Source organism: Deferrisoma sp. (assembly GCF_054681715.1).
Genome location: NZ_BAAHFQ010000019.1, coordinates 16,722 through 42,183 on the forward strand (window position 1 = coordinate 16,722; position 25,462 = coordinate 42,183).

Sequence of the window (25,462 nt, forward strand, 5' to 3'; positions counted from 1 at the left end):
TCGGCGGACGTTCGGTTTCGGGAGGAACCGCGCCGCATGAGAACGCCCCTGGCCGTCTTGTTTTTGCTGGCCTGCCTGGCCGGCCCGGCCCGGGCCAGCGACGTGTCGTACCGTCTGGTGGAGCCGTCCGACCCGGCCCACGACCTCCTGCCCAAGACCTGCCGGGTGTGCCACAAGGACGAGAGCTTTCGGTTCTTCGTGGTGGTGGCCCCCGACGACCAGGGCCTCCAGGCCGCCCGGAACCGCCTGGAGGCCGGCGCACCGGCCCCGGCCAACCGGCCCAAGAACCCCCACACCGCGATCGCCTGCCTCTTCTGCCACCTGGAGGATCCGGCCCAGACCCCGCCCGGGCAGATGACGTTTCGCACCCTGGACGGGGGAGCGGCGGGCCCGGACCGCATCGAGGCCGCCTGCGGGCTGTGCCACCCGGGAGGGAGCGAGGAACACCCGCTTGTGCTTGGGGCGGCCGACCCCACGGCCGATCTGGAGGAGGCCGGGCTCCCGCTCGCAGACGGGGAGCCCGCGTGTTTCACCTGCCACGACCTCCACTCTGAGGACGTGGGGCCGTCCGCCGTGCGGAAGGCCTACCTGCGATTCGCCGCCCAAAGCCCGGCGAGCTTCGTGCACGGGAACCGGGCCGGGTGCCGGGCCTGCCACCCGGGGGAGCCGGCCCCCGGGTCCGAGCCGGTGTTCCTCGATCCCGACGCCACGGCGCGGTGCGTGCGCTGTCACACCGGGGGCCACGAGAAGATCCACCCCGTGGGGGTGGCCTCCACCGAACGCACCTATCCCATGGACTTCCAGGATCTCCCCCTCGGGCCCGAGGGAAAGATCACCTGCTCCACCTGCCACGACGAGCCCTGCACCGAGCGGATCGACCCCCGGAATCCCCGGTTCCTCCGGGGCGGGCCGTATCTGACCCCCACGGAGTTCTGCTACCGGTGCCATCCCCGGGCCGGGGCGGGGGCACTGAACCCCCACGACCAGGTCACCGACGACGGCCGGCTGGTGAGCACGAGTTGCGTGTTTTGCCACCGGAAGCGGCCGGGGGAGGAGGGGCCCGGGGCGCTCGCGTTTCTCCACTCTCCCCTGGAACTGTGCATGGGGTGCCACGATCCGGCGCCCCACCCCACGGTGAACCACCTCGTGGAGATGCCCGAACCGATGGAGAAGAAACTCCACGCCTACGAGGAGCGGCACCGGGTGCGGCTTCCGCTCCACGAGGGCCAGATCGTGTGCACCACCTGCCACAACCCCCACGAGAAGGGCGCGGTCCGGGGCGAGGCGGCCCTGGGTGCCGGGGAGGAGAAGGCCTGGCGGGTGCCGAGTTTCGCCGAGCTCTGCACCCCCTGCCACGCGCGGTACGACTGAGGGAGGCTGGGCGGCTGGACGGCTGGGCAGCTAGGCAGCTAGGCGGCTGGGCGGCTGGGCGGCAGGCGGCTGGGCGGCAGGCGGCTGGGCGGCTGGGCGGCTGGGCGGCTGGGCGGGGGCAAGCCCCCTCGGGGCCGGGGCCTGCGGGAGAGGCGTGACCGCCGCGATCCGGGCCGGAGAGGCCGGCCGGGGCAGGTGTCGCGGCCTGGAGGCCGCTCCCACAGGCTGCGCCGGGCAGGGACGCTGGAGTCCCGAAGAGCTTCAGCCGCCTCGCCGCCCAGCCGTCTGAAAAGGAGAGATCCGTACATGTGGGAACTGTTTCAAAAGGGCGGGCCGGCCATGTGGGTGCTGGCCGGGCTCTCGGTGGCCGGGCTTGCCGTGGTGGTGGAGCGGCTCCTGGTGCTCTACCAGGCCCGCACCGACACCGAGGCCTTCACGGCGCGGATCGCCGCGGCCCTGGAGGCCCAGCGGTACGAGGAGGCCCTGGAGATCGCCCGCAAGGGCGGGGGGGCCATGGCCCGGATTCTCACGGCCGGGATCGAGCGGATCCGCCGGGGCCGGACCGAGGTGGAAAAGGCCATCGAGGCCCGGGGCGACCTGGAGGTAGCGAAGCTTGAGCGCGGACTCGTGTTCCTCCAGGCCGTGGCCAAGACCGCGCCGCTCGTGGGGTTCTTCGGCACGGTGTCGGGCATGATCAAGGCGTTCGAGGCCATGGGGCGGGCGGGCCTGGGCGACCCGGCCAACGTGGCTCTGGGGATCTCCGAGGCCCTGATCACCACGGCGGCCGGCCTGGCCGTGGCGATCCCGGCGTTTTTCTGCCATGCCCTGTTCGTGGGCAAGGTGAACCGGTTCGTGATGGAGCTCGAGGAGGGGTCGATCCGGTTCCTCGAGGCCCTGGAGGAGGCCGAGGAGCGCCAGGCCCGGAGCCTCGCCCGGTACGAGATCGGAGGCGAGTACCTTGAGATTTAAGCGCCGCCTGCCGGCCGACGACGAGGGGGTGCCCATGGCCTCCATGGCCGACATCGCCTTCCTGCTCATCATCTTCTTCATGCTGACCACGGTGTTCAGTGTGGACCGGGGCCTTCTGATCGAGCTGCCGGAGACCAAGGTGGGCGAGCCGGTGGAGGTGCGCGAGGTGGTGATCACGATCCCGGCCGAGGGACCGGTGCACCTGGACGGCAAACCGGTGGCCTTGGAGGACCTGGGAGCCCGGGTGGCGGAGGCCCGCCGAAGAAACCCCCGCCGGCCTGTGGTGGTGCGAAGCGACCGGCGAGTGCCCTACGGACGGGTGGCCGACGTGATGGACGAGCTCCTCCAGGCCGGCATCACCGACGTGGCCCTGCCCACCGCGCCCGAGCCGGAGGGCGGCGGGTGAGATCCGTTCCCGGATCCGATCCCCGGGAGGCCCGGCTCCACCGGTTCGGGGTGGGACTGGGCCTCGCCCTGGCCGCGGGGATCCATGCCCTGGTGCTGTGGGGGCCCGACGTGGCCTACCGGCCGGTGTTGGAACAGGCGCGGGTGCGCCGGGCGCTCCGGGTGCGGCCCTACGTGCCGCCCCCGCCCCCGCCGCCCCGGCCCGAGCCGCCCCCCCGGGCGGGCACGGGGGCGGCCGAGGCCCCGCCCGCCCCTGTGAACCGGGCCGAGGCGCGTCGCAAGGCGCCGGCGGCCGAGCGAGCGCGCGAGGCCCCGTCCGAACGGCCGCCCGCGGGCGCGGTGCCCCGGCCCGGCCTCCCCGAGCCCGAGGTGCGAAAGCCCGGCGCGCCGGTGGCCGAGAGCCGGGCCGAGCCGAAACCGCCCGCGCCTCCGCCGGCCGACGTCCGGCCCGAGCCCAGGCCTGACGAGTGGTCTGCGGTGGTGGCGGAGTTGGAGGCCCGGGGGGAGGCCCTGGCCGAGCGCCAGGCCGCCCGGGGCCGAGGGGTCGAGGGGGCCGGAGAGGGCGAGGGGGCGGGCGGAGCGGGTGGCGGGGGGGAGGAGGGGTACCTCGACCCCCGAATCCGGGTCACCGTGGTGTCGTACCCCCCGACCGGGATCGAGGAGATCCACCCGCCGATCCCGTACCCGGACCTTCGGTTCCACCGGCGGGAGCTCCAAAAGGGGATCTGCCGGGTCTGGTACCGGGTGTGGACCGACGCCGCGGGCCGGATCGTGCGCACCCAACTCAAGGCCCCGGCCACCGCGGACGAGCGGGAGCTCTACGCCCCCTTCGTCCGGGCCGTGACCGAATCCGTGGCCGGCTGGCCCTTCGACCGGCGCGAGGCCGAGATCCATGTGGACGTGCTGTTTGAGATCGAGTAGCCGGGTCCTTATCGTGGCGGTGGTCACGCTCGTGTCCGCCGCCGCGGGCAGGGCGGCGGGACCCGACCCGTGCCTGGAGTGCCACGGCGTGGCCGGGTTCGACGCGCCGGGCCGCGAGCTCTGGATTCACGCCGAAGCCTATGCTTCGGGGGTCCACGGCCGGCTCGCCTGCGCCGACTGCCACAAGGGGGCCGAGGGGGTTCCCCACGGCGAGGTGCGGGTGCGCTGCGATCTCCCCTGCCACGTGCCCGACGCGAGCCACGCGGCGCTGTCCGCCGCCGAGCAGGCCGGGGTCCACGCCGGCCTGGCCGATCCCCCGTGCCTCGCCTGCCACGGGGGCGGGGGGCTCCCCGAGGATCCGGACGCGTTGTGCCAGGGGTGCCATCCCCAGGCCACGGAACCCCTGGCCCGGTACCCGGACACGGCGGGCGCCTTCGGGGTGCGCGGCCATGCCGAGGCCGGAGAACGGGCCCCTGGATGCTCGGCCTGTCACGGGGTCCACGGGGTGGAAGCCGGCCCCCAGGCCCGGGAGGCCTGCGGCGCCGCGGCCTGCCATCCGGACGCGGGGGAGGGGTTCCGGGAGCTCTTCGACCACGACCGGAGGTCCGACGTCCGGGCCTGGGGCGGGGCGGCCCGGGGCCTGGGGTGGGCCGGCGCCGCCGTGGCCCTGATGCTGGGGCTCCACGCCCTGGGGAGGCGGCCGTGACCCGCCCGCGCCCTCGGAGCGTGGAGGTGCTCGACCCGGTGGACCGGGGGTTGCACCTCCTGGCCGCCGTGGGCGTGCTGGGGGCCCTCGCCACCGGGCCCGCCCTGGAGACCCCGGCGCTCGGGGCCGGCTGGCCCGTGGATCCGGGGTTCCTCCACGGGGTCTCGGCCTTCCTGGTCGCGCTCGCGGCCGGGCTCCATCTCGTGCGGGTGGCCCTGTGGTGGCTCGAGGGCCGAAACCCGTGGGGCCTCGTGCCCCGACCCGGCGACCTGGCGGACCTGGTGCGGGCGTGTCTGCCGTGGGCGAAACCGCCGCCCCGGGGCCGATTCTCCCACCGGGAGCGGTTCGGGTACCTGGGGTTTTGGATCGGCCTCCTCGGCCTCTGGATCACGGGGTGGGCCGTGGCCCACCCCGGGGGTGTGGTGGAGGGCGTGGGGCCGGCGAATCTGGTTCGGGCCGCCCGGCTCCACAGCGCCCTGGGCCTCGGCCTCCTCCTACCCCTGGGCTGGCACCTCTACTTCGCCCTCCTCGCCCCCGAGAAGCTTCCCTGGAACCCGGCCTGGATCACGGGCCGAGTGCCGTGGGCCCTGGCCGCCCGGGCCTGGCCGGCCTGGGTGGAGGAGATGGAGCGGCCCGCGGAGGAGGAGCCGCGGCCGCCCTCGGTGGAGGACCTCCTGGCCCGGGGGAACCAGGCGGCCCGGGAGGGGCGGTGGGACAAGGCCGCGGCGGCCTACCGGGAGGCCCTGGCCCTCTACCCGGGCTACTCCCAGGCGCTGTTCAACCTGGGCGCGGTGTACGCCAAGGCCGGGCGCACCGCCGACGCCCGGGAGACCCTGGAGCGGTTTCTGGAGCAAGACCCGTTCAGCCCGGCCGCCCCGAGGGCCCGGGAGCTCCTTTCCTCCCTGGGGGTGGACCGTGGGTAGCGCCTGGGTGCGGCGGGTCGCTTCGCTCGCCCTCCTCGCCGGCTGGGCTGTGGCGGCCCTCGGGTTCGCCCGCTGGCCCGGGGCGGTCGGCCCTACGGGGATCCGGCCGGAGGCCCGGGTCCTCCGTTCCCCCTTCCACGCCTACGACCGGGCCCGGATCGAGGAACCCGGGGGGTACTGCACCCGGTGCCACCCGGCCGCCGCCCACGGCCGCGACGGCCGGCTGCGGGCGTTTTGGAACCTGCACCGGGTGGGGCTCGACTGCGGGGTGTGCCACCTCTCGGGCCCCCGGCTCGTGCCGGGGCGCGCCGACGGCCGGGTGTTCTTGGGGGTGCGCGGCCCCGAGGGGTGGCGGCCGGTGGACCGCCCGGGCCCGGACGCCCGGTTCCGGGTCCGGGGGCCGGGGTGCACCGAGTGCCACCGCCGGGGCAGCCCCTGGCTCGCCGGGCCGAGCCTCTACGATCCGTACCGCCGCCGGCTCCTCGAGGACCTGGCCGTGCTCCGGTGGCTGGAGGGCGGCCGGTGAGGCCGGGGCGCCTGCTTTCGCTGGTCGGGGCGGTTTTGGCCTGGGCCGCCGCGGCGGGGGGGGACCCGGGCGCGTCCGTCCGGACCCTGGAGGTCCCCCTGCCCCGGCTCGACCAACCCCGATCCTTCGCCGTGGCCTCGGACCGGGCGGTGTGGGCCGTGGAGGACCTGGGGGGCCGGCTCGTCCGGGGCCGGACGGGCGACGGGCTGGAGCCGGTGGAGAACGGTCGGCCGCGGCTCGTGGCCGCCGACCCCGATGGGGTTGTGGTTGCACTCGTGGGGGAGACGGGCTCGTTCCGGTTGGTCACCCACGGCCCCGGCGGCCGCCGGGAGGCTCCCCTGGCGACCGATCCCCCGCCCGCCGAACCGGTGGGGCTCGACGCCCGGGACGGGATCGCCTGGGTGGTGGACCGGGACCCGCCCCGGGTGTTCCTGTTCGCGTACGACGGGGCGCTCCTGGCCTGGACCGATCTCGCGGGCCGGGCCCGGGCGCCGTTTTCCGTGGCCGTGGGGCCGTCGGGGGAGGCCTATGTGACCGACCCGGCCGGGCCGGGGGTGTGGAGCTTCGCCCCGACGGGCGCCCTGGTGGGGCCCGTGGACCTCGGCGGGACCGGGCTCACCCGGCCCACGGGGGTGGCGGTGGACCCGAGCGGGCGGGTTTGGGTGTCGGACGGGGTCACGGGGTGCGTGGTGCTCCTCGACCCCGGCCGCTCTGCTGGTCCAGTCCGGTGCGAGGGCCGGACGGTGCGGTTCGGGGACCCCCTGCGGCTTCGGTGGCGCGACGGCCTGTGGGTTCTCGACGCCTCGGCCGGCCGGGTCTGGAAGGTGCTTCCCGGGGCGGGCAGCCGTTGACGGGAAGGTCCGTCCCCGGCCTGCTGATCCCCCTGTGAGCGGCGGCGATCTAATGATGCGTTCCCGAAATCCCGTAGTTTCCCCAAGGGGTGGGGCTGGGGGCCCCTCCTTCGCTGAACGGCCCCGCAGGGGCCGCCTCGGCGCGGTCCGCTGCGGCGCGTGAGGGCACGCGCCGCGGCCGCTCCCCTGGCGCCGGGTGGCCCGAGCTGCTCGGCCGTCGCGCTTCGTCGGACCCCCAGCCCCACCGCCGCAATTTGCATGTTTTTTGGCGAGACGGGCCACTAGAACGGCTTCTGATGGGTTCACAGCGTTCCAGCTTCCCGGCTTCCTAACTTTCCAGCTTCCCAGACTGACACCCGGAGGTGATCCTTTGAGCCGAAGATGGGAGTACGGCCAGATCTTCGTCCCCAACCCGGAGCCGTTCGGCGGGCTGCCCAAGGAGGCCCTGGACCTGGCCAAGGTGAAACGGGCCGGGGAGGAGGGGTGGGAGCTCGTGACCACCATCCCCTACACCACGCCCCAGGGCGAGGTGCGGGGCGCGTTCTTCATCTTCAAGCGGGAGGCCCCGGCCTCCGGATGATCCGGCTCCTCGCCCTTCTACTCCTCTGGCCGGCCGCGGTCTTCGCCGCGGCCGTGGACGACTGGCCGTGCGTGGCCTGCCACCCCTCCCGGGACCGGGCGGCGTTCGATCTGTTGCGGGCCGACCGGGACGTGCTCCTGGGCGACGAAGCGGCCCAGGAACGGGTGTGCCGTTCGTGCCACAACGGTTCGGTGGTGGACAGCCGCCGGGTCCTGGGGCGGGGCGCGCAGCACCCGGCGGGGGTGCCGGCCGGCCGGGAACTGCCGGATCCCTTCAAGCTCTACCGGGGCCGGATCGAGTGCGGCACCTGCCATTCCCCCCACGCCGAGGGGGAGGCCGGCCGGCGGTGGCTCCGGGTGCTGCCCGGGGGCGACGAGCCCTGCGCCTCGTGCCACCCCGGCCGGGGCGACCGGCACCGGGGAAGGGTGCTGCCCGCCGATCTCGCCGCCCGGGTCGCCGGCCTGGGGGGCCGGACCGAGGGGGGGCGGATCGTGTGCGCCACCTGCCACCGGGTCCACGGCGGCGCGGGCCGGGCCCTGCTGGTGGCTCCCTACGGCGGGGGCCGCGACGATCTGTGCCGGGTGTGCCACCGCCCCACCGAACCCCTGGACGCCCACCGGGAGGCCGGGTGCGGCGCCTGCCATAGGCCCCACACCGAGGCGCCGTTTTTGGCCGAGGGAAGGCCCTGCCTGGCATGCCACGAGCGGAGTGAGGGCCCGGGGCACCACCCGGCCGCCACCCCCTACTGCTCGGAGTGCCACGCGGCCCACGACCCGGTGAAGCCGAAAGGGAGCGCGGCGGGGCTTCTCCGGGCCCCGCTGGAGGGGAACCTCTTGTGCGCCGGATGCCACGCCGATCTGCCGGGCCCCCACCGGGATCCCGTTCCCGCCGGGGCCGATCCGGTGGTGCTGGCCCGGCGCGGCCTTCCCACCCACGGTGCCGGCCGGATGGGCTGCGCCACCTGCCACCGGGCCCACGGGGCGGCGCTGGACCCCCTGCTCGGGGGGGCGCCGGGGGTGCGGTGCCTCTACTGTCACACCGACCAGAACCCCTTCGTGCCGGCGAACGCCGGGGCGCACCCGGTGGCCGTGCCCTTGGCCGGCGGCCGGGTGCTCGGGTGCACCACCTGCCACCGGGCCCACGGGAACGCCCCGGACGAGACGGACTGCACCGACTGTCACGGGGCCGAGCACGGGGGGAAAGGCCACGGCGGGGCCGAGGGGTGCGGCGCCTGCCACCGCATCCACGCCCCGGAACCCGCGGCGGCCCGGTGCGCCGTATGCCACGACGGGGGACAGCTCCATCCGGCGGCGGCCGCGGAGGCCCGGCCGGGCTTGCCGGTGTTCGGTCCCGGGGGGATCGAGGCCCCCCGGGGCGCCGTGGCCTGCCCCACCTGCCACGATCCCCACCGGCAGGGGGCACCGGTGCGGCAGGGGGAGGGCACCTGCCTCGCCTGCCACCCCGACAAGGAAGAGGCGGCGAAGCGGCCCCACGGCGGGGTCGAGGGCTGCGGCACGTGCCACCCGGCCCACGGCCGGCCTACGGAAGGCCCCGCGGAGGCCCGGTGCCGGGGGTGCCACGGGGACGAGATCCGGAGCCTTGCGGCCCACACCGCCGAAGGCCCCCCGGCCTGGAAGGGTCTGGGCGACCGGCTTCCCCTTTTCGACAGGGAGGGCGGCCGGAACCCCTTCGGGTTCATGGCATGCCCCACCTGCCACGACGTCCACCGCCCCGGGGCGTTCCGGCTGGAACCCCGGGATCCCCCGCGGCTGTGCCTGGTGTGCCACGGCGACAAGGCCCCGCTCCTGGGGAGCGCCCACGACCCCCGAGCCGGCGGGGAGGGGTCGGCCTGCGACGTCTGCCATCCCCAGCACGCCCGCGAGGGGGAGCCCCTCCTGTGGAAGCTGCGGGAGGGCGCGTCGGGCACCTGGAACGACCGGAAGTGCTCCGGGTGCCACGGCCCGCCGGCCGACGGACCCCTCCCCCATGCCGGCCCCGGCTCCCACCCGGTGAACGCGGTGCTGCCCGAGGGGATGGAGCCGGGGGATCTCCCGCTCTACGATCCCCTGGGCGGCCGGGCCGGCCGGACCCTCACATGCTCCACCTGCCACGACCTCCACGGCCGGTGGGACCCGGCCGGGGAGCGGATCCCCGCGTTCCTCCGGGTTCCGGCCTCCGACGGGACGCTTTGCGCCCGGTGCCACCCGGCCGAGGCCGCCGTGCGGGGCACGCCCCACGACATCCCCACGGATCCGCCCGACCCCCTGGGGCCCTGCGGGCCCTGTCACACGGCCCATCGGGGGGTGGACCGGGCCCTGTGGGCCCTGGAGCCCGCGCCCGGCGCGTACCCGCCGAACCGGCTGTGCCGGTCGTGCCACCGGGAGGGGGGTCCCATCGAGGGAGAGGTGCTCCTTCTTCAACACCACATGAAGGACGCCGAGCCGCTCCTGACGCCCCGGGGCACCATCTACCTCCAGCGGCCCATGGCGCTCACGGACACCTGGGCCCTGAAGACCGGCCAGCCGCCGGTGATCCCGCTCTACGACCGCGAGGGGAGGCCGGGGCCCACCGGGAACCTCCAGTGCGTGAGCTGCCACGACCCCCACGTGTGGAGCCCCTTCGGCGCGTTCATCAAGCCGGGGTTCGGGACCCTCGGCCCCAACGTGGTGACCCGGTTCCTGCGGCTCCGGGACCCGGCCGAGGCCGGCCGGAGCGTGTGCGCCGTGTGCCACCCCGAGGATGCGGCGGAGCGCTACCTCAAGTACCATTGGGTCTGGTCCGATGTGGGGGAGGAGTTCCGGTAAGGGGGACGACATGCGCGTGCGGTGGAGGATCGTGGGGGCGGTTCTTTGGGCGATCGGGGGGATCGGGTTGGCGGCGGACCTCGACGCGCTGCGGGCCGACCTTTCGGGGCCCGACGGCAACGCCCGGCGGAAGGCGGCGGAAGCCCTGGCGGAGGTGGGCGGGGCCGAGGCGGTGCGGCTCCTGGCCGGGGCCTACCGAAACGAGACCGAGGACGCCTTCGGTGTGAAGGCGGCCTGCGCCGAGGCCCTGGGCCGCACGGGGCTTCCCGAGGCGGCCGGCCCCCTGACCGAGATGCTCTCCGACCGGGACTACTGGGTGCGCAAAAAGGCCGTGATGGCCCTCGAGAACGTTCCGGGCGACGCCGCGACCCGCGGCTTGGAACGGGCCGTGGGCGACGCCGACCCGCGGGTCCGGGCCGTCGCCCTGGAGGCCTTGGGCCGCCGGGGGGGCGCCCCCGACGTGATCGCCCGGGGGTGGACCGATCCCGATGACCGGGTGAGGGCCGCGGCCCTGGGGGCCCTGGCGCGGGTCGGGGCTCCCGGGGCGGAGGATCTCCTGGCCGAGGCCCTGGCGTCGGACTCCTGGCGGCTCCGGTTCCGGGCCGCCACGATCCTGGCCGGCCGGGGCGACCCCCGGGGCCGGAAGGTGCTCGCGGCGGCGGTCAAGGCCGGGGAGCACGCCGGCGCCGCGATCCGGGAATGGAGTTGCCTCGAGGAGGAGGCCGTGCCGGCGCTCACGGCCCTCTGGGCCGACCCCGAGGTTCCCGCCGCCGAAAAGGGCCGGATCCTGGACGTGCTCGAGCGGCTCGACTGCCCGGCCACGACCCGGTTCTTCCTGGATCTGGCCGCAGACCCCAAGGCCCCGGCCGACGACCGGGCGCGGGCCGCCATGGTGGTCTACGACCGCCGGGGGGCCCTCACCGCCGACCAGGTCCGGGCGGTCGCCGACTGGCTCGGGGAGGCGGACCCCAACCTCCCGGCCGTGGCCCTGCAGCTCCTCCTCGAGCGGGGCGGTCCGGAGTTCCTTCCCCGCATCGCACCCCTGGCGGACCATCCCAACGAGGTGGTGCGCCACTTCGCCCTCCAGAACCTGGCCGCCCACGGTGGCCCCGAGTACGAGCCCGCGTTCCTGAAAGCGCTCCAGGACCCCAAGGCGGCGAACGTGCGGCTCGCCCTCGAAACCCTGGCCCGCATCGGCACCCCCCGGGCCGTGCCCGCCCTCGAACCGTTTCTCCAGGAGCGCAAATACCGCCGCTACGCCCAGGCCGCCCTCGACGCCATCCGGGAGCGGGGGCAGTAGGCGCGTTTCACGCTTGTCTTCTCCACCTCGTCCGGGCCGGGTGCGGGCGGTCTGGCAGGCCACCCTGACGGGAGCCCCCTCGGATGATGCCGCAATCCGGCTTCCAAGTGACTTTCCGCTAGGACGTTAGGAGGCTCGGACGCTAGGACGCCAAGATCCTTCGGGATTCCAGCGTCAGCGGCCGTCCTAAACTGTGGGAGCGGCTTCCAATCCGCGACGCCCTTTCTTTCGGGCCTTGCGGCCCGGGTCGCGCCTTGGAAGGCGCTCCCACACCGGGGCCCCGCCTCGCGCGCTACTGTCTTGCGTAGCGGGGCCCCGAAGGGGCCCTGGGGAGCTTCCTCCTGACGCCCACAAAGGCGTTGGCGGAAGCGGGTGCGGCATCCCGCCCTCCGCCTCCGGTCGGCACGTCGTGGATCTGAAACCGGTCCGCCCGGATGGGTAGCGGGCAAAAAAAAAGCGGCCGCCAGGTGGGGCCCTGGCGGCCGGTAGAGGGATCAGCCCCACGAACGATCGCGTGGAGCCGAACCGGAAGGGAAAAGGTGTCGGGCTAGTCGTCGTCGCCGCTGAACCGGGCGAAGTCGTGGCACTTGCTGCACGAGTTCGGCATCACGTCGGCGTCTCGGGTCGCCGTGGGCACCAGCACGGCGCTCTGGGCCGGCCAGACCACGTCGAACAGGTGGGACCCGACATTGCCCTCGGCCACGGCGCTCTTCCCGTCGCTGTCCCACGCCAGGTGCCACTGGGCGTCGTACTTGACGTCCTGGAGTTTCCCGATTTTGGCCATGTGGCACGAGGTGCAGGCCCCCGACGGCATGTCCGGGTCGGTGGGCGTGTAGGGGGCGGCGCCCATGCTGGCCTCGGCCTCCATGTGCTCGGCCACCACCCGGGCCACCTTGTCCAGGGCCTGGAGATTCCCGTCGGCCGCGTCCTTCACGTCCTGCTTGCCGAGCTCCTCGAACGGGCCGTGGGTGGCGTGGCACGCGAGGCACAGGGTGTTGTCGGCGTACGCGGCGTCCGGGAACTCCACGCCGTCCACCTCGAGGTCGGGGGCGTCCAGGGCGTGGGGGTCGTGGCAGGTGAAGCAGGTGAGCTTCTCGTACGAGTTGTTGTAGTGGACCGACCGGCGCATCTCCTGGAGCATCTGGGAGTGGGCCCGGGAGTGGGTCTGGTCGGGCCAGGTGTGGAACGGGCCCAGGTAATCGGCCTTGCCGTCGCCGTCCACGTCCAGCTTGTTGCCCCCGTACTCTTGCTGCGCCCAGGTCACCCCGTCGAACTTCCAGATGAAGTCCTCGAGGTCGTACACCCCGGGCACGAAGTACCCGTACCCGATGGCGTCCTCGTAGTCCGCGTTGTAGGCGTACTTGTGGACCGTGGGGTTCGCGCTCTTGCCAGGGTGCGAGGCGTGGCACTGGCCGCAGGTCTCGTTGGCCGCCTTGGCCGAGAGGTGCTGGGGCAGGATCAGCTTCGCCTTATCCCGGGTGCTCACGTGCTCCGAGCCCGGGCCGTGGCAGCGCTCGCAGGTCAGGTTGAGGTCGGTGTACTGGACGTTCGTGACCACCTCCTTGGCGTCGCCCGGCTCATGGGCGTCGTCGAAGGTTTGGGAGGTGATCTTCACGCCGGTGGAATGGCACCCGCTACAATTGCGCGACCAGGTGTTGGCGGGATAGGCCCAGTGGGTCGGGGACTTCTCCCAGAAGGCGGGGTAGCCGGTCACGTCGTTGGGGCCCAGAACCTCGCTCCCCACCGGGGTGCCGTCCTGCATGAGGTACACCGGCATGTAGGGCACCCAGTCCCTGTAGTTCTCGTCGAGCCACTTGGTCACCCCGTTGTCCTTGGCCCACTGCCGGAGCCAGGGCACGTCCTGCATGCGGCACATGTAGCGCTGCTTGCCCTCGCCGAAGTTGGGGTGGCGGTCGGGCGTCGTGTGGTCCGGGTCGGCCCAGCCCTCGCCCCAGTTGCCCTGGCCGCCGATGGTCGCGGCCACCGGGATGAACACCGGCCCGGCTGTGGGGTTGTATGTCCCGGCGTCCTGGGCGGCCTTCCAGGCGAAGATGTCGCCGTCGGCCCCGGAGCAGTCGAGGAGGCCTTCATGGGCCGGGTCGATCACGGGCGTCTCGGTTTCGGGGTAGAACTTGAACAGGTACTCCACCTCGTTGTTTTCGTCGAGGCGGGTGCACAGCACCACGTTCACGAGGCCCTCGCCGTCCTGGGGGTCCTGGACGAGCAGGAGTTCCCCCTTGGAGCTTCGGGGCACCACCACCGTGGGCCGAGTATCGGTTTCATCCGAGGAGTTGACCGGCTTGGGCCAGAGGTTCGGGTACACCATCTGGCTGGTGCCCTCCACCACGAACCGGGAGTGCGCCGAGGCGCTGTCCGTGCCGTCGAACGCGGCAAAAAGATCGGCCCAGGTCCCGCCGTGGCAGGCTTTACACGTCTCCATGCCGACGTAGGTGGCCTCGTCGCTGGGCCGGCCCGAGAGGGTCACGGTGACGTCTTCCACCGCCTCGCCCGCGGCAACGAAGATGGACGAGTGGGTTTCGCCGTCGAGGTATACCGTTTTGTCCGGGCTCGTCACGTAGAGGTAGACGAACCCGGGTTCCACGCCCTCCAGGGTGAAGGCGCCGGTTTCGTCGGTGGTGGCCGTGATGCCCTGGCCCTCCACCTCCACGGTGGCCCCGGCCACGGGCTGGCCGTTCACGTCCAACACCTTGCCCAGGATCCGGCCGGTGGTCTCATCGGCGCCGGCGTCCGCGGTGAGGGTGATCCTCACGTTGGTGGTTGCCCCGCCGGCCACGCCGACCGGCAGGGTGGTCGTTCCCATGCCGTCCTTCGTGGCGGTCAACACGTAGGCGCCCACCGGAATGTCAGCCAGGGTGAACGTGCCCTGATCGTCGGTGGTGACGGTTTGGGTTGCAGGATCGGTCGTGACGGTGGCACCGCTCACGACGGCACCGGTGGCGTCCTCCACCACCCCCGTGATCGTCCCGGTGTCCACGGCGTCTTTCCCCGGAGCTCCAGGTGCGCCGTCGTCGCCGTCGTCGCCCGCGCACCCGGTGAGCGCTACGGAACAACAGAGAACCAGCACCCATAAGATCTTCCGCATCCCTACTCCTCCCTCGCAGTGTGGCGTGTCCTCGGGGGCCGGCGTGTGCGATGTCGTGCCATCACCTCCTTTCCTTGGTCCGCATGCACGCCGGGTTTCCAATCTTTTTGCGCATCGACACCGGAATTTTTTGTGGTATATTTCACATTCAACGGCGATGAATGCAGGTTCAGGGTAGCCCGGGCGGCCCCAGATCGGAAGCGAATGTTTCGCATGGTCCCATGCGCGGGGTGCATAGGGCCGGCCGGTCCGGATGAGCGCCGCCGGTTCCGCCGGGGAAGAACCGGGTTAGGAAGTCGGCGCGGCGCGGCTCGTGGTTCGACGCACGAGCGCGCGTGGCCGCCAGTCGCGCCTCTCCTCAGGGCCCGTTCCCGCCACTTCGCGAAAGGGAGATCGATGGAGTCGGTGTACTGGAGGTCGTTGGTCGAGGTGGTGGAAAAGGGGAGCTTCTCCCGGGCCGCCGAGAGCCTGTGCGTGGCACAGTCCACCGTGTCGCGGAGAATCCAGTTCCTGGAGGACCAGTACGGCGTGCCCCTGCTCGACCGCTCCGGGCCGCGCGTCGTCCCCACCGAGGTGGGGCGCGAGGTGCTCGAAAAGGCCCGGCGCATTCTGGAGTTGGAGGGGGAGATCGAGGAGCGGGTGCGGGCCGTTGCGATTGATTCGCCGGTTCGTTTCGCCTGCACACCCGAGTTCGGCGTCCTGCGCCTGCCCGACGTGCTGCACGGGTTTCTGTCGGCGGCCTGCCGCCGACAGCCTCGGCTGCGGTTCGAGTTCGGGATGCCGGAGCAGATCGCCTTGGGGATCGCCCGCGGAGCCTACGACCTGGCCGTGGTGGAGCACTGCCTCGGGTTCGACGCCGGAGGCTGCGAGCGGATCTCCCTGGGGGGCGACGAGGTGGTGTTCGCGAGTCACCCGGGGTTGGGCATTCCGGGGGGCGCGGTGGCCGTGGAGGATCTTTTTCCCCAGGTACTCCTGGTGCCCGCCGAGGCCCACTGCTGCCGAACGCTTCTTGAGGCGAACCTGGCACGGGCTGGGCGGACGACCGACGAGTTCCGGGGCGTGGTGGTCCTTGACGACCTCGTGGCGCTGCGGGAATCGGTGCTGCGGGGCGACGGGGTGGCGTTCCTGCCCTCGGACTTGGTTGCCTCGTTCGACGGGGCGCTTCGAACCCACCGGGCGAAGGGGTTTGAGCACCGCCGGCTGCGGACCCTACTCCTTCCGGGCACCAAGCAACCCCCGGCCGCTGTCGCCGCCCTCCGGGATCACATCGTGAACGCGCTGGCGGCCGGCGCCCGGCGCTGAAACACCCCTCGAAAAAAAGGCCGCCGGGCGAAACGCCCGGCGGCAATTCGATATTTCCGGCTGGATTCCTGTGGACCGTTACGGAGCGGCGAAGGGGATAGGCTCTGTCACCTTGACGCCCTCGTTGGCAGTGTTTTCGAAGCTCTCATACTTCTCGCCCACCCAGCCGTAGGCGTTCCCCACCGGGTCGGTCAGCCAGAACTTGCTGTAGTCCTCCCCGTGGCAGTTGCCGCAGCTCTCGGTGATCTTGGTCGCCTTTCGGATGTTGTGAGGGGTGGCGTAGGCCCAGGTGGGCCGGGCGGCCGCGTCGGGCAGGATCCCCTCCTCCGCGTTGGCGCCCGTGTAGGTGAACACGTCCGGGTCCACGGGCACGTGCCGCAGCACTGCGTACTTCTTCACGCCGGGAACGCCGTCGAGCCATTTGGGGTTCTTGCCCACCCGGAAGGTCATCAGGTGGTCGTGGTTCCCGCCGGGCTCGTTGTCGGAGATCGTGTAGTAGGGCACCCCGTCTTCCGTGACGTCGGTGTGGCACTCGAAGCAGTTCTTGTAGGGCTGGGCGTGGCACACGTAGCAGTCCATGCTATCGAGGTGCTCCTGGCTGTGGAGCATGTTGGCTCCCACGAGGCCGTCGTGGCAGTCCTCGCAGGCCGGCGAGGTCGTGACCGCGTAGCGGTCGTCGTTTTCCGGCGCGCCCACGCCGTGCATCTCGTCGCCCTCGTGGCACGCCATGCACGTAAGCCCCGCCTCCTTGTGCACGTCGGGCTCGAGCTCGAAGGCCTCGTCCTTCCAGGGGCTGTCCTCGCCCAGGAAGGCCCGGTTGCGCTCCAGGAGCTCGTTGTTGAGTCCGTAGTACTCGTCCTTCACCCGCGAGCCGTGGCAGGCGGTGCAGTTGTTGTCCATGGACGGGGTTTTCTGGAACCGATGCCCCGCCAGGAGTCCGCCGCCCGCCGGCGCGGGCACGCTCACGTGGCACTGGCCGCAGGCCACGTCGTTTTCGCTGTTGGCCGTGTGACACTTGGTGCATTGGGCCTCGAACCGGGCCGCAGAGGCCTCGTCCGCCGGGTCGAACCCGCGCTTTTTGAGGATGGCGGTGTACCCGGCGAGGGTGGCGTGCAGACCGTTGTTCGCCTCGGCCGTGCCCGGGTGGAACACGCTGTGGCAGTTCAGGCAGGCGGCCTCGCCGCCGGGGATGGCCGCGAACGAACCGGCGTGGGCTTCGGCCCGGGCGCCCTTGGTGTGGTCGCCGCCGTGGCAGTCGGTGCAGTTGCGGCCGGGGTGGACGTCCCCGCCCTCGTCAAACGCGCTCGCGTACTTGTTGGCATCGTAGCTGGCAAGGTGACCGTCGTAGATCCAGACCTTCTTGGAAGCCGGCACGGGCTCCACGGCGCCCCCTCACCCCTCCCCCACGGAGGGGGGTGCCTCCGTGGCCTGCGGCGGGTTGCGGGTGAGGTCGTAGAAGATGGCCGTGAGGCTCGTGTGGCACCCCTTGCAGCCGGTAGGCGGCGTGTAGGCGGCCAGGGAGCCCAGGTCGTCGTCGCCGTCGTCCACGGGGAAGTCCCAGCCCCGGATCGTGTCGAAGTTGGCGAGCTGGGAGGCGGCGATGGCCCCCGACATGTGCCAGCCGTTCATGCCGTAGAGGAGGTTTTTCGCGTCGTACCCGAGGATCGCCAACGCCAGCGTGGCCAGCGACCCGGTGTGGCCGGTGTAGCAGTAGGCGACCACGGGCTTGTCGGGGTCGAGGATCGTGAGGTTCTCGAGGACGGCCGTGTCCTTCCAGTAGACGTTGAGCGCCCCGGGGATGTGGCCCAGCGCGTAGTGGGCCGCGCCCCGCACGCTCAGGATTTGGGGATCGTTCGCCGGATCGCCGTCGTCGAGGAGCGCCTTGAGTTCGGTGGCCGGCATCTGGAGCGTGAGGGGGTCGTCGGCCTGGGCGAGGTACGAGGCCGCCCGTTCCAGGATCACCCCTTCGACCGTGTCGGCGCTGAACCCGGAGAACTCCGGAAGCTCGAAGGACCCCCCGGGGTGGGCGGTGGTTTCGACGGGGCCGTCGGCAAGGCGCTTGTCCCCCTCGTCGTCGGTGAACCGGTGGCCGTTGGAGAGCTCCTTGTCGAAGCTCCAGGCCATCATGCCCATCATGATGGTCTTCGACCACGGATAGTCCCCAACGTTCGCCGGATCCTTGATCCGCACGGCGTTGATGAGGAGACTCGCCATGTTCCCGTCGCCCCCGTAGTAGGAGGCCACCACGACGTTCTTGTCGGCGGGAACGAGGGCGTCGCCCTCCTCTAGGTAGCGCTGGGCGAACTCCTTCAGGGGCACGTTCACCGCGCCGGGGATGTGCCCCTTGGCGTAGTCCTCGGCGCTGCGCACGTCGAGGACAAAGGGGTCGTTCGCGGGGTCGCCGTCGAAGAACAGGGCGGCGACCTGGTCGGCGTTGATCGTGTTGAGGCCGGTTTTGAGCACGCCGTCGAGCCGGGCCGCGACGTCTTCGCGGGTGATCGCGGTGCTCACCGGCGGTGTGGGCGACCCGGCGTTGTCGTCGTCATCGTCCGACCCCCCGCAGGCGCCAAGCGCCAGGGGGAACAGAAGGGCGACGGCAGCGTATCGCAACCATCGGAGCGATCTCATCGGTTTCTCCTCCTCGTGAAGGAACAAAGACCCGTGCGCACACAACAACTCCCACCGCGTGGCTAGACCATGGGGCACCTCCTTTCCACGGTGTGTGAATGTGGGAGTCTTCACATGCTCGCCCAATGTGGGGGCCCGTTCCCTGAAGAACGGGCCCCGTGTGTACCCCTACCGCTTACGTCCGGCCAGGCCCAAGCTTGCCGCTGCCGCGGCCAGGATCCAGGCGAGTCCGGCCGGGGAGCCGGCCTGGCCGCCCAGGGCCTGCACGAAGCACTCGCTGGAGCCTGCCTCGTCCGACTCCACGTCGCCCGGGATCACCCCGCCGGCCTCCTCGGACGAGGTGCCGGTGAGTTCGGCGATCCGGGCGGCGGAGTACCCGAGCACCTCCCAGTTCGTGGCGAGCCGGGTGGTGGGCACCAAGACCGCGATGTAGTCGCCGTCGAGCCCGAAGGTGATGTCCATGTCCATGTCCATGTCCATGCCCAGGGCCTTGGCCGCCTGGGAGGCGGTCACGAAGGGCCCGTCCATCTCGAAGTCGTCGCTCGCCAGGGCGTACCCGGCCTCCCACACGTCCTCCACGATCTCCCCGGCCTCGGCCTTCTCGAGGAGCTCCTTGGAGTAGAACTCCCAGTGCACGAGCGGGAGCCCCTTGGGCCCGTAGGTGGGCACCTCCACTTTCTGGTTGAACACGCTCTTTTCGGCGTCGTGGCAGTCGGCGCACATGAGGGCCTCGTCCTTTCGCACGCCGTGCCCGCCCAGGGTGACACCGTTGGAGTAGGCCGGGTAGTTCTGCCACAGGGCCGGGTCCACGCCCATCTGCTGGAGCATCATCTGCATCTCGGTGCCCGGCGGGGCGGCCATGACCACGACCTGGTCGGCCGAGAGGGCGTCCTTGGAGTACATGGCCTTCATCTGCTGGTACATGGCTTTCATCTCGTCTACGGTCATGCCTCCGGACGGCTGGAAACCCATCTGGTCCATGACGTCCAGCATCTGGGCCATCATGTCCAGGAGCCGGCTCATCCCGACCTCCACGGCCTTGCGCATGTCCTTGACCTCGAGGGGCCGGTACGCTTCGTCCCAGGTTGTGACTTTGCCTTCCTCGGCTAGCTTCCCGAGGTCCTGGTACCAGTTGTACCCGAAGGTGTACTTGTCGAAGAACAGCATGTTCGGGAACGCCGCCATCTGGGCCATGGCCGCGTAGCTCGGGTATTTCGGGTCGGCCGGGTCCACGGTGGTCACCACCATGCCGGTGGCCTCGTCCACAGCGAACTTCGTGAAGTCGAAGTCCTCGTCCATGAACCCGAGCATCTTGTACTGGGCGGCGAACATCTTCATGGCCGCGAACATGGAGTAGTCGTTCACGCCGTCGGCGTCCGCATCGACGGTTTCGACACCGATCCCGAAGAACCGGCCGTCGAAGGGCATGGGGTTGATGATGGTCTTGAACGGGTAGATCCGCGGCGCTACCGGCTTATCCGGGTCGGTTCGGTTCTCGATCGGGATCGGCTGGGCCAGGAAGCTCGTGAGCCCCGAGAACGGCATGTAGATCGGCCGCTGGTGGTAGGTCTCCCAGAGTTCCTCGTTGGTCAGCCTCTGGCCGCCCTCCTTCTTGGTGTAGAGCTTCACGGGCCGGTTGTCCTTGCCCTTGGCGAGCGCCAGGAACCCGCCGTCGCCCCAGATCGTGGTTTCGGCCCCCGAGGTCCACGTGATGTGGCAGGTCTCGCAGGCGATCTTCTCCACGTGGTCGTTGAGGCGGGCGCTCGAGTGGGGCCGGTCGGTGTGGCAGCCCGCGCACGAGGCGTCGTTCTCGTCGGAGTTCACCGGGTAGTCGCTCGCGAAGAGGTCGCCGTTCACCATCCGGCCCCGGTTGAACTTGTGGTCGGTGGCCTCGTGGCAGAAAAGGCACGGGTTCTCGGACGACACGCCGAGCTTGTAGTGGATGTCGTACTCGGCCTCGGGGAGCTCCCCGCGCTTGTAGTCGGTGCGGCCGTGCTCGTGGCACCGCAGGCACATCTCGTCCGAAGGGGTCCGGACGATCGAGGCCAGGGCCTCGGCTGACCGATCCTGCTTGATCCGCTGGGGCACGCCTTCGATCGTGCCGAAGCCCATGTTGAGCCCGTAGGGATCGGGCTCGTAGGTCATCCGGATCCGGAAGTCGTACTCCTCGGCGTGGCACACGAGGCAGTCCACCCCGGAGAGCATCAGCCGTTCTGCGTCCTCCGCCGTCTCGACCCCGGGGATGCCCATCGCCGGCAGGGCAGGCTCGAACAGGGTGTTGTAGTAGTTCGTGTGGCACGAGCCGCACTGCTGGCCCGGGGTGCCGCCCTGCTCGTCGGCCACGTCCACCGAGGTGTACGAGGTGTTCAGCATGTTCAGGAGCATGTTGGAGCCCACGAGCGCGCAGGCCCGGTCGAGCATGCCGTGCTTGCCGCCGCCCGGGAAGAAGAAGTTCTCGTTCTCCACCACGGAGCGGGAGCTGTAGTGGACCGACTGCTTGAAGCTCTCGACGGCCTCGGGGTGGCACTGGGCGCAGGCGTTGGCGCCGTCGTCGTCGTAGGAGACGATGGTGGCGTGGGGAGCTTCAGGATCGTACGCGGCCAGGCGCGTCCGCTCCTCCTCCGTGTAGCCCTGTTTTTCCCACATCGGGACCGCGTAGGGCTCCTTCTTGTCCTTGTAGCTCTCGGCGAGGTATGCGGTCAGGTCCTCGACCTGGTAGGTGTCGAAGAACGGCGATTCCTCCGCGTGGCAGTCTGTGCACCCGTTCGCGCCCAAGGCCTCGCTCGCCTCGCGAACGTTGTGGCTCACCGAAAAATCATGGCTGGTTTCCGCGTTCTCGTACTCGGTGGCCACGAGCCCCGTGCCCGCTTGGTCCAAGGCGTAGGCGGTCTCGCCGCTCACGAACACCGGGGTGACCCCGCTGTAGGGGCCGTTGTCCCGGAGGTACTGGAGCATCGCGACGATGTCGGCGTCCTCCCACACGGAGGGCTTCTTGAGAAGGCTGCCGTCTTTGACGTAGGTCACCTCCACCTTGGGCATCGCCGTGGCGTTTTCATACGCCTGGAGGACGTGGCGCAGGATGTACGGCTGCACCGTATGCTTGCCTTCGGGCACGTAGCCGAACCAAGTGGACGTCTTGGTTCCAAACGTGTAGATCTCGGCCTTGCCGTCGCCGTCGGGGTCGTAGGGCTTGCGGAACGGTGACCAGCGGATCTGGTTGCCGCTGAAATCGCCGGCCCATTTGATCGTGTCACCGCTCGAGAGGTACCAGATCTGGTTTCCGCTCGACATGTCGATCAGTTCGCCCTGAGTATAGTTCTTGAACGGGATATGGCACCCCTCGCAGCTGATTTTGTCGAGGTGGAAGGCCATTCCGGCAAGCGCGTCGTCGTGCTTTGCGGTGGGGTCTTTGGCCTTCCCGCCCGGTTTGTGGCAGTCGGCACACCCGTAGGCCATGGTGCCGTCGAGGTCGTTCCGCACCGAGCCCAGCTTGGCGTACCCCTTGCCGATCTGGTGCTCGCGCACGTCGCCGTCGCCGTCGGCGTCGTAGAGCCCGTGGCAGTCCAGGCACTCAAGCCCGGCGTCGTTGTGAACGTCTTCGGCGGCGGACCACGCGAAGCCCCTCTTCTTCATGTCGGCGCCCGCATGGCACTGGCGGCACACCGCAGCCCCGGGGGTACCCTGGATGAGATCACCGGAGAGCTTGTAGACGCCCTCCTCATCCACGTTGATCTTCCCTGCTACCTCCTCGGTGGTGTAGTCCACCGTGGGGAGGTCCGCCGGATCGGTGACCCACGTTCCCTTGCCGATGTTGGCCTTATTGGAGTCATCGAACGTGTAGACCTTGCCTTCCACTTCGCCCAAACCGGCGGCGGCCGTGGCGGCCCATTTGTAGTTGCGGTAGGTGAGTTGCTTGAATCGCTCTCCGAAGCTGTAGCCTTCCTTCATGTGGCAGAGGAGACAGTCGGCCTCCACCACCCCTGTGGCGTCGAAGGGGTTCGGAAACGCCTCCAGGAATGCGTCCTTGTTCGTGCCCACGCCGACGTAGAAATCCCCGTCGAAAGCGCCGATGTCCTCCACTTCATCGAGTCGCACCGTGCTGGCCGTGCCGGTAGCGGGATCGCGGGCGAACTCCAGGGCTCCGCTCCCGGGGTGACAGGCGCCGCAGGGGGGGACTTTCACCTGGTTTTCCGTATTCAGCGCACCCTTTCCGATCCAGTCGAACGTGGAACGGTCGATCTCGTCGGCGCTTTCGTTCGTCTTGGCAGCCAACTGGCTGCTAGCGGTCGCGGGGGGTCACCACTTCCCGTACATTCCCGGTGATTTGATGAACGGCTTCTCGCCGGCGAGCCGCTCCGCGTCCGGGATGAGTTCGTCGAATCCCTGCTGGAAGTGGTAGCCCTGGGTGATCTCGTCGTAGTCGTGGCACGCCCCGCAGGTCTGTTTCGGGCTGTAGGGCTCCGTGCTTTCGGCCGTGATGGCGTTCCCGGCGTGGTCCTTGAGTGGCACGTCGGGATGGGCCCACGCGGCCGTGGCCGCCAGGGCGAGGGCGGCCGCGGTGCCTCCGAGGCGTAGGGTTCGGACGATCCGGTGTCGCATGGAACTCTCCTCCCGTTGGGTGGTTGTGGGGGGTCAGAACCCGCCCGGGTGACAGGTCAGGCAGAAACTCGCTTCGTGACAGGCGCGGCAGCTGCGGGCCCCGCCCCGGCGGGCCACGAGGCCGGCGTGGCCCTGGCCCGGATCAAGGGGAATCCGGAAGTTCGCGCCGAAATGGCTCGGGGGCCGGGTGCGGTGGCACCGGGAGCACTCGTCGGCCCGGTGGCAGGCCGCGCAGGCCCGGCGGTCGAGGTCGGCCGCGATGCCGTGGCCGGACGTTTTCCAGGCCGGGGTGTGGCTCTTGGGTCGGGCCGTGGCGTGGCAGTCGGAGCAGGCGTTTTCGCCGTGGCACCAGGTGCACGACTCCCCGTCCAGGCGGCCGGCCTCGGCGTGGGCCTTGGGCCAGGCTGCGGTGTGGCTCGCGGGCCGCACGTCCTTGCGGAGCTTCTGGTGGCAGGTGGCGCAGTCGGAGGGCGCCTCGTCGCCGTCGTGGCACTCGAGGCATACCTCCATCCCGGGCAGGTTCGAGTCGCTGGCCCGGGTGCTCGTGGCCGCCCCGGCGTGGCACCGGGCGCAGTCCACGTCGGCGTGGGCGTCGTGGTCGAAGGTGACGTCGGCGTAGGAGGCGGGCCGGGCCGCCTCCACCCGGTAGTCGCCCTCGGTGTGGCAGGTGAGGCACGCGTCCGACGGGTTCTTCTCGTCGATCTCGTGGCAGGCCGCGCAGGCCTCGTGCGTGGGCCGGGCCGCGTCGGTGTGACAGTCGGCGCAGCCGGCCTCCCCGGCGTGGAGCTTGTGGTCGAACCGCAGGCCCTTGAGGCCGGTCACGCAACCGAGGCCCAGGGAGAGGGCGAGGCCTGCGGCCAGGGCGGTGGTTCGCAGTCGGATCCGTCGCATGGCGGTGTCTCCCCGGTGGCTAGAAGGTCAGGTTCAGGCGGGCCGTGAAGGTGTTCAGGGCGTCGATGCCGTCGGCCCGGTAGAGGTCGTCGGTCTCCCGGGCGTAGCGCAGGTGGAGCGCGGCGTGCTCCAGGAGCCGCACCCGGGCCCAGGCCTCCCAGGCCCGGCTGTCCCGGGGCCGGCCGTCGGAGTCGTAGGCCTGCCGCTGGAACGCCGCGCCCAGGGCGTGGCCCCGCCAGGACTGCTCCAGGGCCACGGTGACGCCCCAGAGGTTGTCCTCGGTGATGTCGGAGCGGTCGCGGTCCTCGACCCAGCGCACGGCCTCGGCGTCGAGCCGAAGCCCGGCCCAGGGGAGGTCGGAGAGGTCGAAGAGGAGGGCCCCTTCGTCGAAGTCCACGTTGTAGGTATCCTCGTCGGCCTCGTCGATCACGTTGTGGTGCCGCAGTCGCGCCCCCAGGCCCACCTTGCCGAAGAACCCCTGGCGCACGGTCAGGGTGTAGTCGGCGTAGGGTTCCAGGGGCTCGAAGGTGAGGTAGGGCACCTCGTGGTCATCGGCCGAGGTGTAGTCGTAGGCGAAGTCGTCGTCCCCCTTTTCGGCCAGGGTGCGCACGTACCGGGCGTGCACCTCGGCCTCGGCCCAGGGGTACACGTCGAGGGCCGCCGAGAGTTCCTGGGGATCGGCGTTGATCATCCGGTACGCGAGCCGGCCGGTGCCCCACCCCTGGAGGTCCTGAACCAGCCGGGCCTCGAAGGAGTTCTCGATGTAGTGGACGTCCTCGAGGCTCACGAGCGTGCCGGGCAGGGGCCGAAGGTCCAGGTTCCCGCCGTAGACGGCGTTGGGCTCCGGGTCCTTGTAGAAGCTCACCCGCCGACCGCCGAAGGCCTCGAGCTGGGCCCAGCGGCAGGGGCTGAGCCGCACGAGCCCGCCGTCGAACAGCACGGTCTCGGCGCTCCAGACCTCCTGGCGGCCGGCCTCGAGGCGGGCCCACCCGGCCGGCAGGTCGTAGGACAGCACGGCCCGGTAGAGCCGCCAGTCGTCCCGGTTGGAGTAGGTGTCGAGGTTGTCCTTGTAGGGGCTCGCCTCGGCCGTGCCGTCGAGGTCGGCCTCGTACCGGAGCCGGCCCGAGAACCCGAGCCCCTCCACGGCCACGCGGTCGGCCTCGAGGCCCAGGTCCACGGCGAGATCCTGGTCGGTTTCGTCGTCTCCCGCGTGCATCTGGGACCACCGGGTTTCGTACTCGGCCGACAGATCGGCCCGTACGCCCGGCCCGGCCCCGAGGGCCGGCCCAGCCGCGAGGAGGGCTGCGAGGAGCGGTGGCAGCGGGTTTCGCATCCGTGGTTCCCTCCTGGTGAATGTGAACGTAGGCACAGCTTCCCGTGCATGCGAGAGCCGTGCCGGCCCGACATTAAGGTGGAAATAGCCCAAAATTTAAGATCTTATGACCCGACTTTGACAGTTGCTGGGGACATCGGGGTGGTTCTGACGAGCAGATTTCGCATGAATAGGGCCTTGTGCGGTTGTGAAGGCTGGGTTTTGGGCCAAAATGCCTAGATACATGGATTGTGGAGTGCTCGTTGACTAA

The 25,462-nt window shown here is 71.1% G+C and carries 19 protein-coding genes; 12 read left to right on the forward strand and 7 right to left on the reverse strand.

The window, feature by feature from the left end:
• Nucleotides 1-36: 36 nt before the first annotated feature.
• From ACY0I8_RS04990 to ACY0I8_RS05040, 11 genes are all read left to right on the forward strand, one after another.
• A complete protein-coding gene (locus ACY0I8_RS04990; RefSeq protein WP_461393856.1) occupies nt 37-1,371 on the forward strand; it encodes a hypothetical protein in 1,335 nt (444 codons plus the stop codon).
• A 306-nt stretch (nt 1,372-1,677) separates the two neighbouring features.
• Entirely contained in the window at nt 1,678-2,340 is a 663-nt protein-coding gene (locus ACY0I8_RS04995) for a MotA/TolQ/ExbB proton channel family protein (RefSeq protein ID WP_461393857.1), read from the forward strand.
• The gene (locus ACY0I8_RS05000; protein WP_461393858.1) at nt 2,330-2,746 is read left to right on the forward strand and encodes an ExbD/TolR family protein; all 417 of its coding nucleotides are present in this window, start codon (nt 2,330-2,332) and stop codon (nt 2,744-2,746) included. The genes ACY0I8_RS04995 and ACY0I8_RS05000 overlap by 11 nt, the downstream gene beginning before the upstream one ends.
• Nucleotides 2,743-3,666 carry a hypothetical protein gene (locus tag ACY0I8_RS05005; RefSeq protein ID WP_461393859.1) on the forward strand — a complete coding sequence of 308 codons (924 nt, stop codon included), beginning with the start codon at nt 2,743-2,745 and terminating at the stop codon, nt 3,664-3,666. Before ACY0I8_RS05000 ends, ACY0I8_RS05005 begins: the two co-directional genes overlap by 4 nt.
• Nucleotides 3,653-4,372 (forward strand): cytochrome c3 family protein, encoded by a 720-nt coding sequence (locus ACY0I8_RS05010; protein WP_461393860.1) that lies wholly within the window; start codon nt 3,653-3,655, stop codon nt 4,370-4,372. Before ACY0I8_RS05005 ends, ACY0I8_RS05010 begins: the two co-directional genes overlap by 14 nt.
• The gene (locus ACY0I8_RS05015; RefSeq protein ID WP_461393861.1) at nt 4,369-5,295 is read left to right on the forward strand and encodes a tetratricopeptide repeat protein; all 927 of its coding nucleotides are present in this window, start codon (nt 4,369-4,371) and stop codon (nt 5,293-5,295) included. Before ACY0I8_RS05010 ends, ACY0I8_RS05015 begins: the two co-directional genes overlap by 4 nt.
• Nucleotides 5,288-5,821 carry a hypothetical protein gene (locus ACY0I8_RS05020; protein ID WP_461393862.1) on the forward strand — a complete coding sequence of 178 codons (534 nt, stop codon included), beginning with the start codon at nt 5,288-5,290 and terminating at the stop codon, nt 5,819-5,821. The genes ACY0I8_RS05015 and ACY0I8_RS05020 overlap by 8 nt, the downstream gene beginning before the upstream one ends.
• Entirely contained in the window at nt 5,818-6,672 is an 855-nt protein-coding gene (locus tag ACY0I8_RS05025) for an NHL repeat-containing protein (RefSeq protein ID WP_461393863.1), read from the forward strand. Before ACY0I8_RS05020 ends, ACY0I8_RS05025 begins: the two co-directional genes overlap by 4 nt.
• A gap of 370 nt (nt 6,673-7,042) precedes the next feature.
• Nucleotides 7,043-7,252, forward strand: a complete 210-nt coding sequence (locus ACY0I8_RS05030) for a hypothetical protein (protein WP_461393864.1) — start codon at nt 7,043-7,045, stop codon at nt 7,250-7,252.
• Nucleotides 7,249-10,056, forward strand: a complete 2,808-nt coding sequence (locus tag ACY0I8_RS05035) for a cytochrome c3 family protein (protein WP_461393865.1) — start codon at nt 7,249-7,251, stop codon at nt 10,054-10,056. The genes ACY0I8_RS05030 and ACY0I8_RS05035 overlap by 4 nt, the downstream gene beginning before the upstream one ends.
• A gap of 10 nt (nt 10,057-10,066) precedes the next feature.
• The gene (locus tag ACY0I8_RS05040) at nt 10,067-11,356 is read left to right on the forward strand and encodes a HEAT repeat domain-containing protein (protein WP_461393866.1); all 1,290 of its coding nucleotides are present in this window, start codon (nt 10,067-10,069) and stop codon (nt 11,354-11,356) included.
• 547 nt (nt 11,357-11,903) lie between these two features.
• Here the strand turns inward: ACY0I8_RS05040 and ACY0I8_RS05045 are convergent.
• The gene (locus tag ACY0I8_RS05045; RefSeq protein WP_461393867.1) at nt 11,904-14,459 is read right to left on the reverse strand and encodes a carboxypeptidase regulatory-like domain-containing protein; all 2,556 of its coding nucleotides are present in this window, start codon (nt 14,457-14,459) and stop codon (nt 11,904-11,906) included.
• A gap of 396 nt (nt 14,460-14,855) precedes the next feature.
• Here ACY0I8_RS05045 and ACY0I8_RS05050 point away from each other — a divergent pair, with 396 nt between their 5' ends.
• Nucleotides 14,856-15,761, forward strand: a complete 906-nt coding sequence (locus tag ACY0I8_RS05050) for a multiheme cytochrome-associated LysR family transcriptional regulator (RefSeq protein ID WP_461393868.1) — start codon at nt 14,856-14,858, stop codon at nt 15,759-15,761.
• Between the two features lie 78 nt (nt 15,762-15,839).
• Here ACY0I8_RS05050 and ACY0I8_RS05055 read toward each other — a convergent pair whose 3' ends face one another.
• The 6 genes from ACY0I8_RS05055 to ACY0I8_RS05080 form a co-directional block, all read right to left on the reverse strand.
• Complete coding sequence (locus ACY0I8_RS05055; protein ID WP_461393869.1) at nt 15,840-17,135, reverse strand: cytochrome c3 family protein; 1,296 nt, start codon at nt 17,133-17,135, stop codon at nt 15,840-15,842.
• Nucleotides 17,136-17,153: 18 nt separating this feature from the next.
• Complete coding sequence (locus ACY0I8_RS05060) at nt 17,154-18,389, reverse strand: rhodanese-like domain-containing protein (RefSeq protein WP_461393870.1); 1,236 nt, start codon at nt 18,387-18,389, stop codon at nt 17,154-17,156.
• A 168-nt stretch (nt 18,390-18,557) separates the two neighbouring features.
• Nucleotides 18,558-22,571, reverse strand: coding sequence for a hypothetical protein (locus tag ACY0I8_RS05065; RefSeq protein ID WP_461393871.1), 4,014 nt, complete (start codon nt 22,569-22,571; stop codon nt 18,558-18,560).
• 114 nt (nt 22,572-22,685) lie between these two features.
• A complete protein-coding gene (locus tag ACY0I8_RS05070; protein ID WP_461393872.1) occupies nt 22,686-22,988 on the reverse strand; it encodes a hypothetical protein in 303 nt (100 codons plus the stop codon).
• A gap of 33 nt (nt 22,989-23,021) precedes the next feature.
• Nucleotides 23,022-23,879: a cytochrome c3 family protein gene (locus ACY0I8_RS05075; RefSeq protein ID WP_461393873.1), complete on the reverse strand. Its 858-nt coding sequence runs from the start codon at nt 23,877-23,879 to the stop codon at nt 23,022-23,024.
• 19 nt (nt 23,880-23,898) lie between these two features.
• The gene (locus tag ACY0I8_RS05080; protein ID WP_461393874.1) at nt 23,899-25,212 is read right to left on the reverse strand and encodes a hypothetical protein; all 1,314 of its coding nucleotides are present in this window, start codon (nt 25,210-25,212) and stop codon (nt 23,899-23,901) included.
• Nucleotides 25,213-25,462: the final 250 nt, after the last annotated feature.

What these genes read in the sequence shown, in the direction of transcription:
- ACY0I8_RS04990 (WP_461393856.1), top strand. Translation starts at nt 37, where the DNA reads ATGAGAACGCCCCTGGCCGTCTTGTTTTTGCTGGCCTGCCTGGCCGGC.
- ACY0I8_RS04995 (WP_461393857.1), top strand. Translation starts at nt 1,678, where the DNA reads ATGTGGGAACTGTTTCAAAAGGGCGGGCCGGCCATGTGGGTGCTGGCC.
- ACY0I8_RS05035 (WP_461393865.1), top strand. Translation starts at nt 7,249, where the DNA reads ATGATCCGGCTCCTCGCCCTTCTACTCCTCTGGCCGGCCGCGGTCTTC.
- ACY0I8_RS05040 (WP_461393866.1), top strand. Translation starts at nt 10,067, where the DNA reads ATGCGCGTGCGGTGGAGGATCGTGGGGGCGGTTCTTTGGGCGATCGGG.
- ACY0I8_RS05045 (WP_461393867.1), bottom strand. Translation starts at nt 14,459, where the DNA reads ATGCGGAAGATCTTATGGGTGCTGGTTCTCTGTTGTTCCGTAGCGCTC.
- ACY0I8_RS05050 (WP_461393868.1), top strand. Translation starts at nt 14,856, where the DNA reads ATGGAGTCGGTGTACTGGAGGTCGTTGGTCGAGGTGGTGGAAAAGGGG.
- ACY0I8_RS05060 (WP_461393870.1), bottom strand. Translation starts at nt 18,389, where the DNA reads ATGAGATCGCTCCGATGGTTGCGATACGCTGCCGTCGCCCTTCTGTTC.
- ACY0I8_RS05070 (WP_461393872.1), bottom strand. Translation starts at nt 22,988, where the DNA reads ATGCGACACCGGATCGTCCGAACCCTACGCCTCGGAGGCACCGCGGCC.
- ACY0I8_RS05075 (WP_461393873.1), bottom strand. Translation starts at nt 23,879, where the DNA reads ATGCGACGGATCCGACTGCGAACCACCGCCCTGGCCGCAGGCCTCGCC.
- ACY0I8_RS05080 (WP_461393874.1), bottom strand. Translation starts at nt 25,212, where the DNA reads ATGCGAAACCCGCTGCCACCGCTCCTCGCAGCCCTCCTCGCGGCTGGG.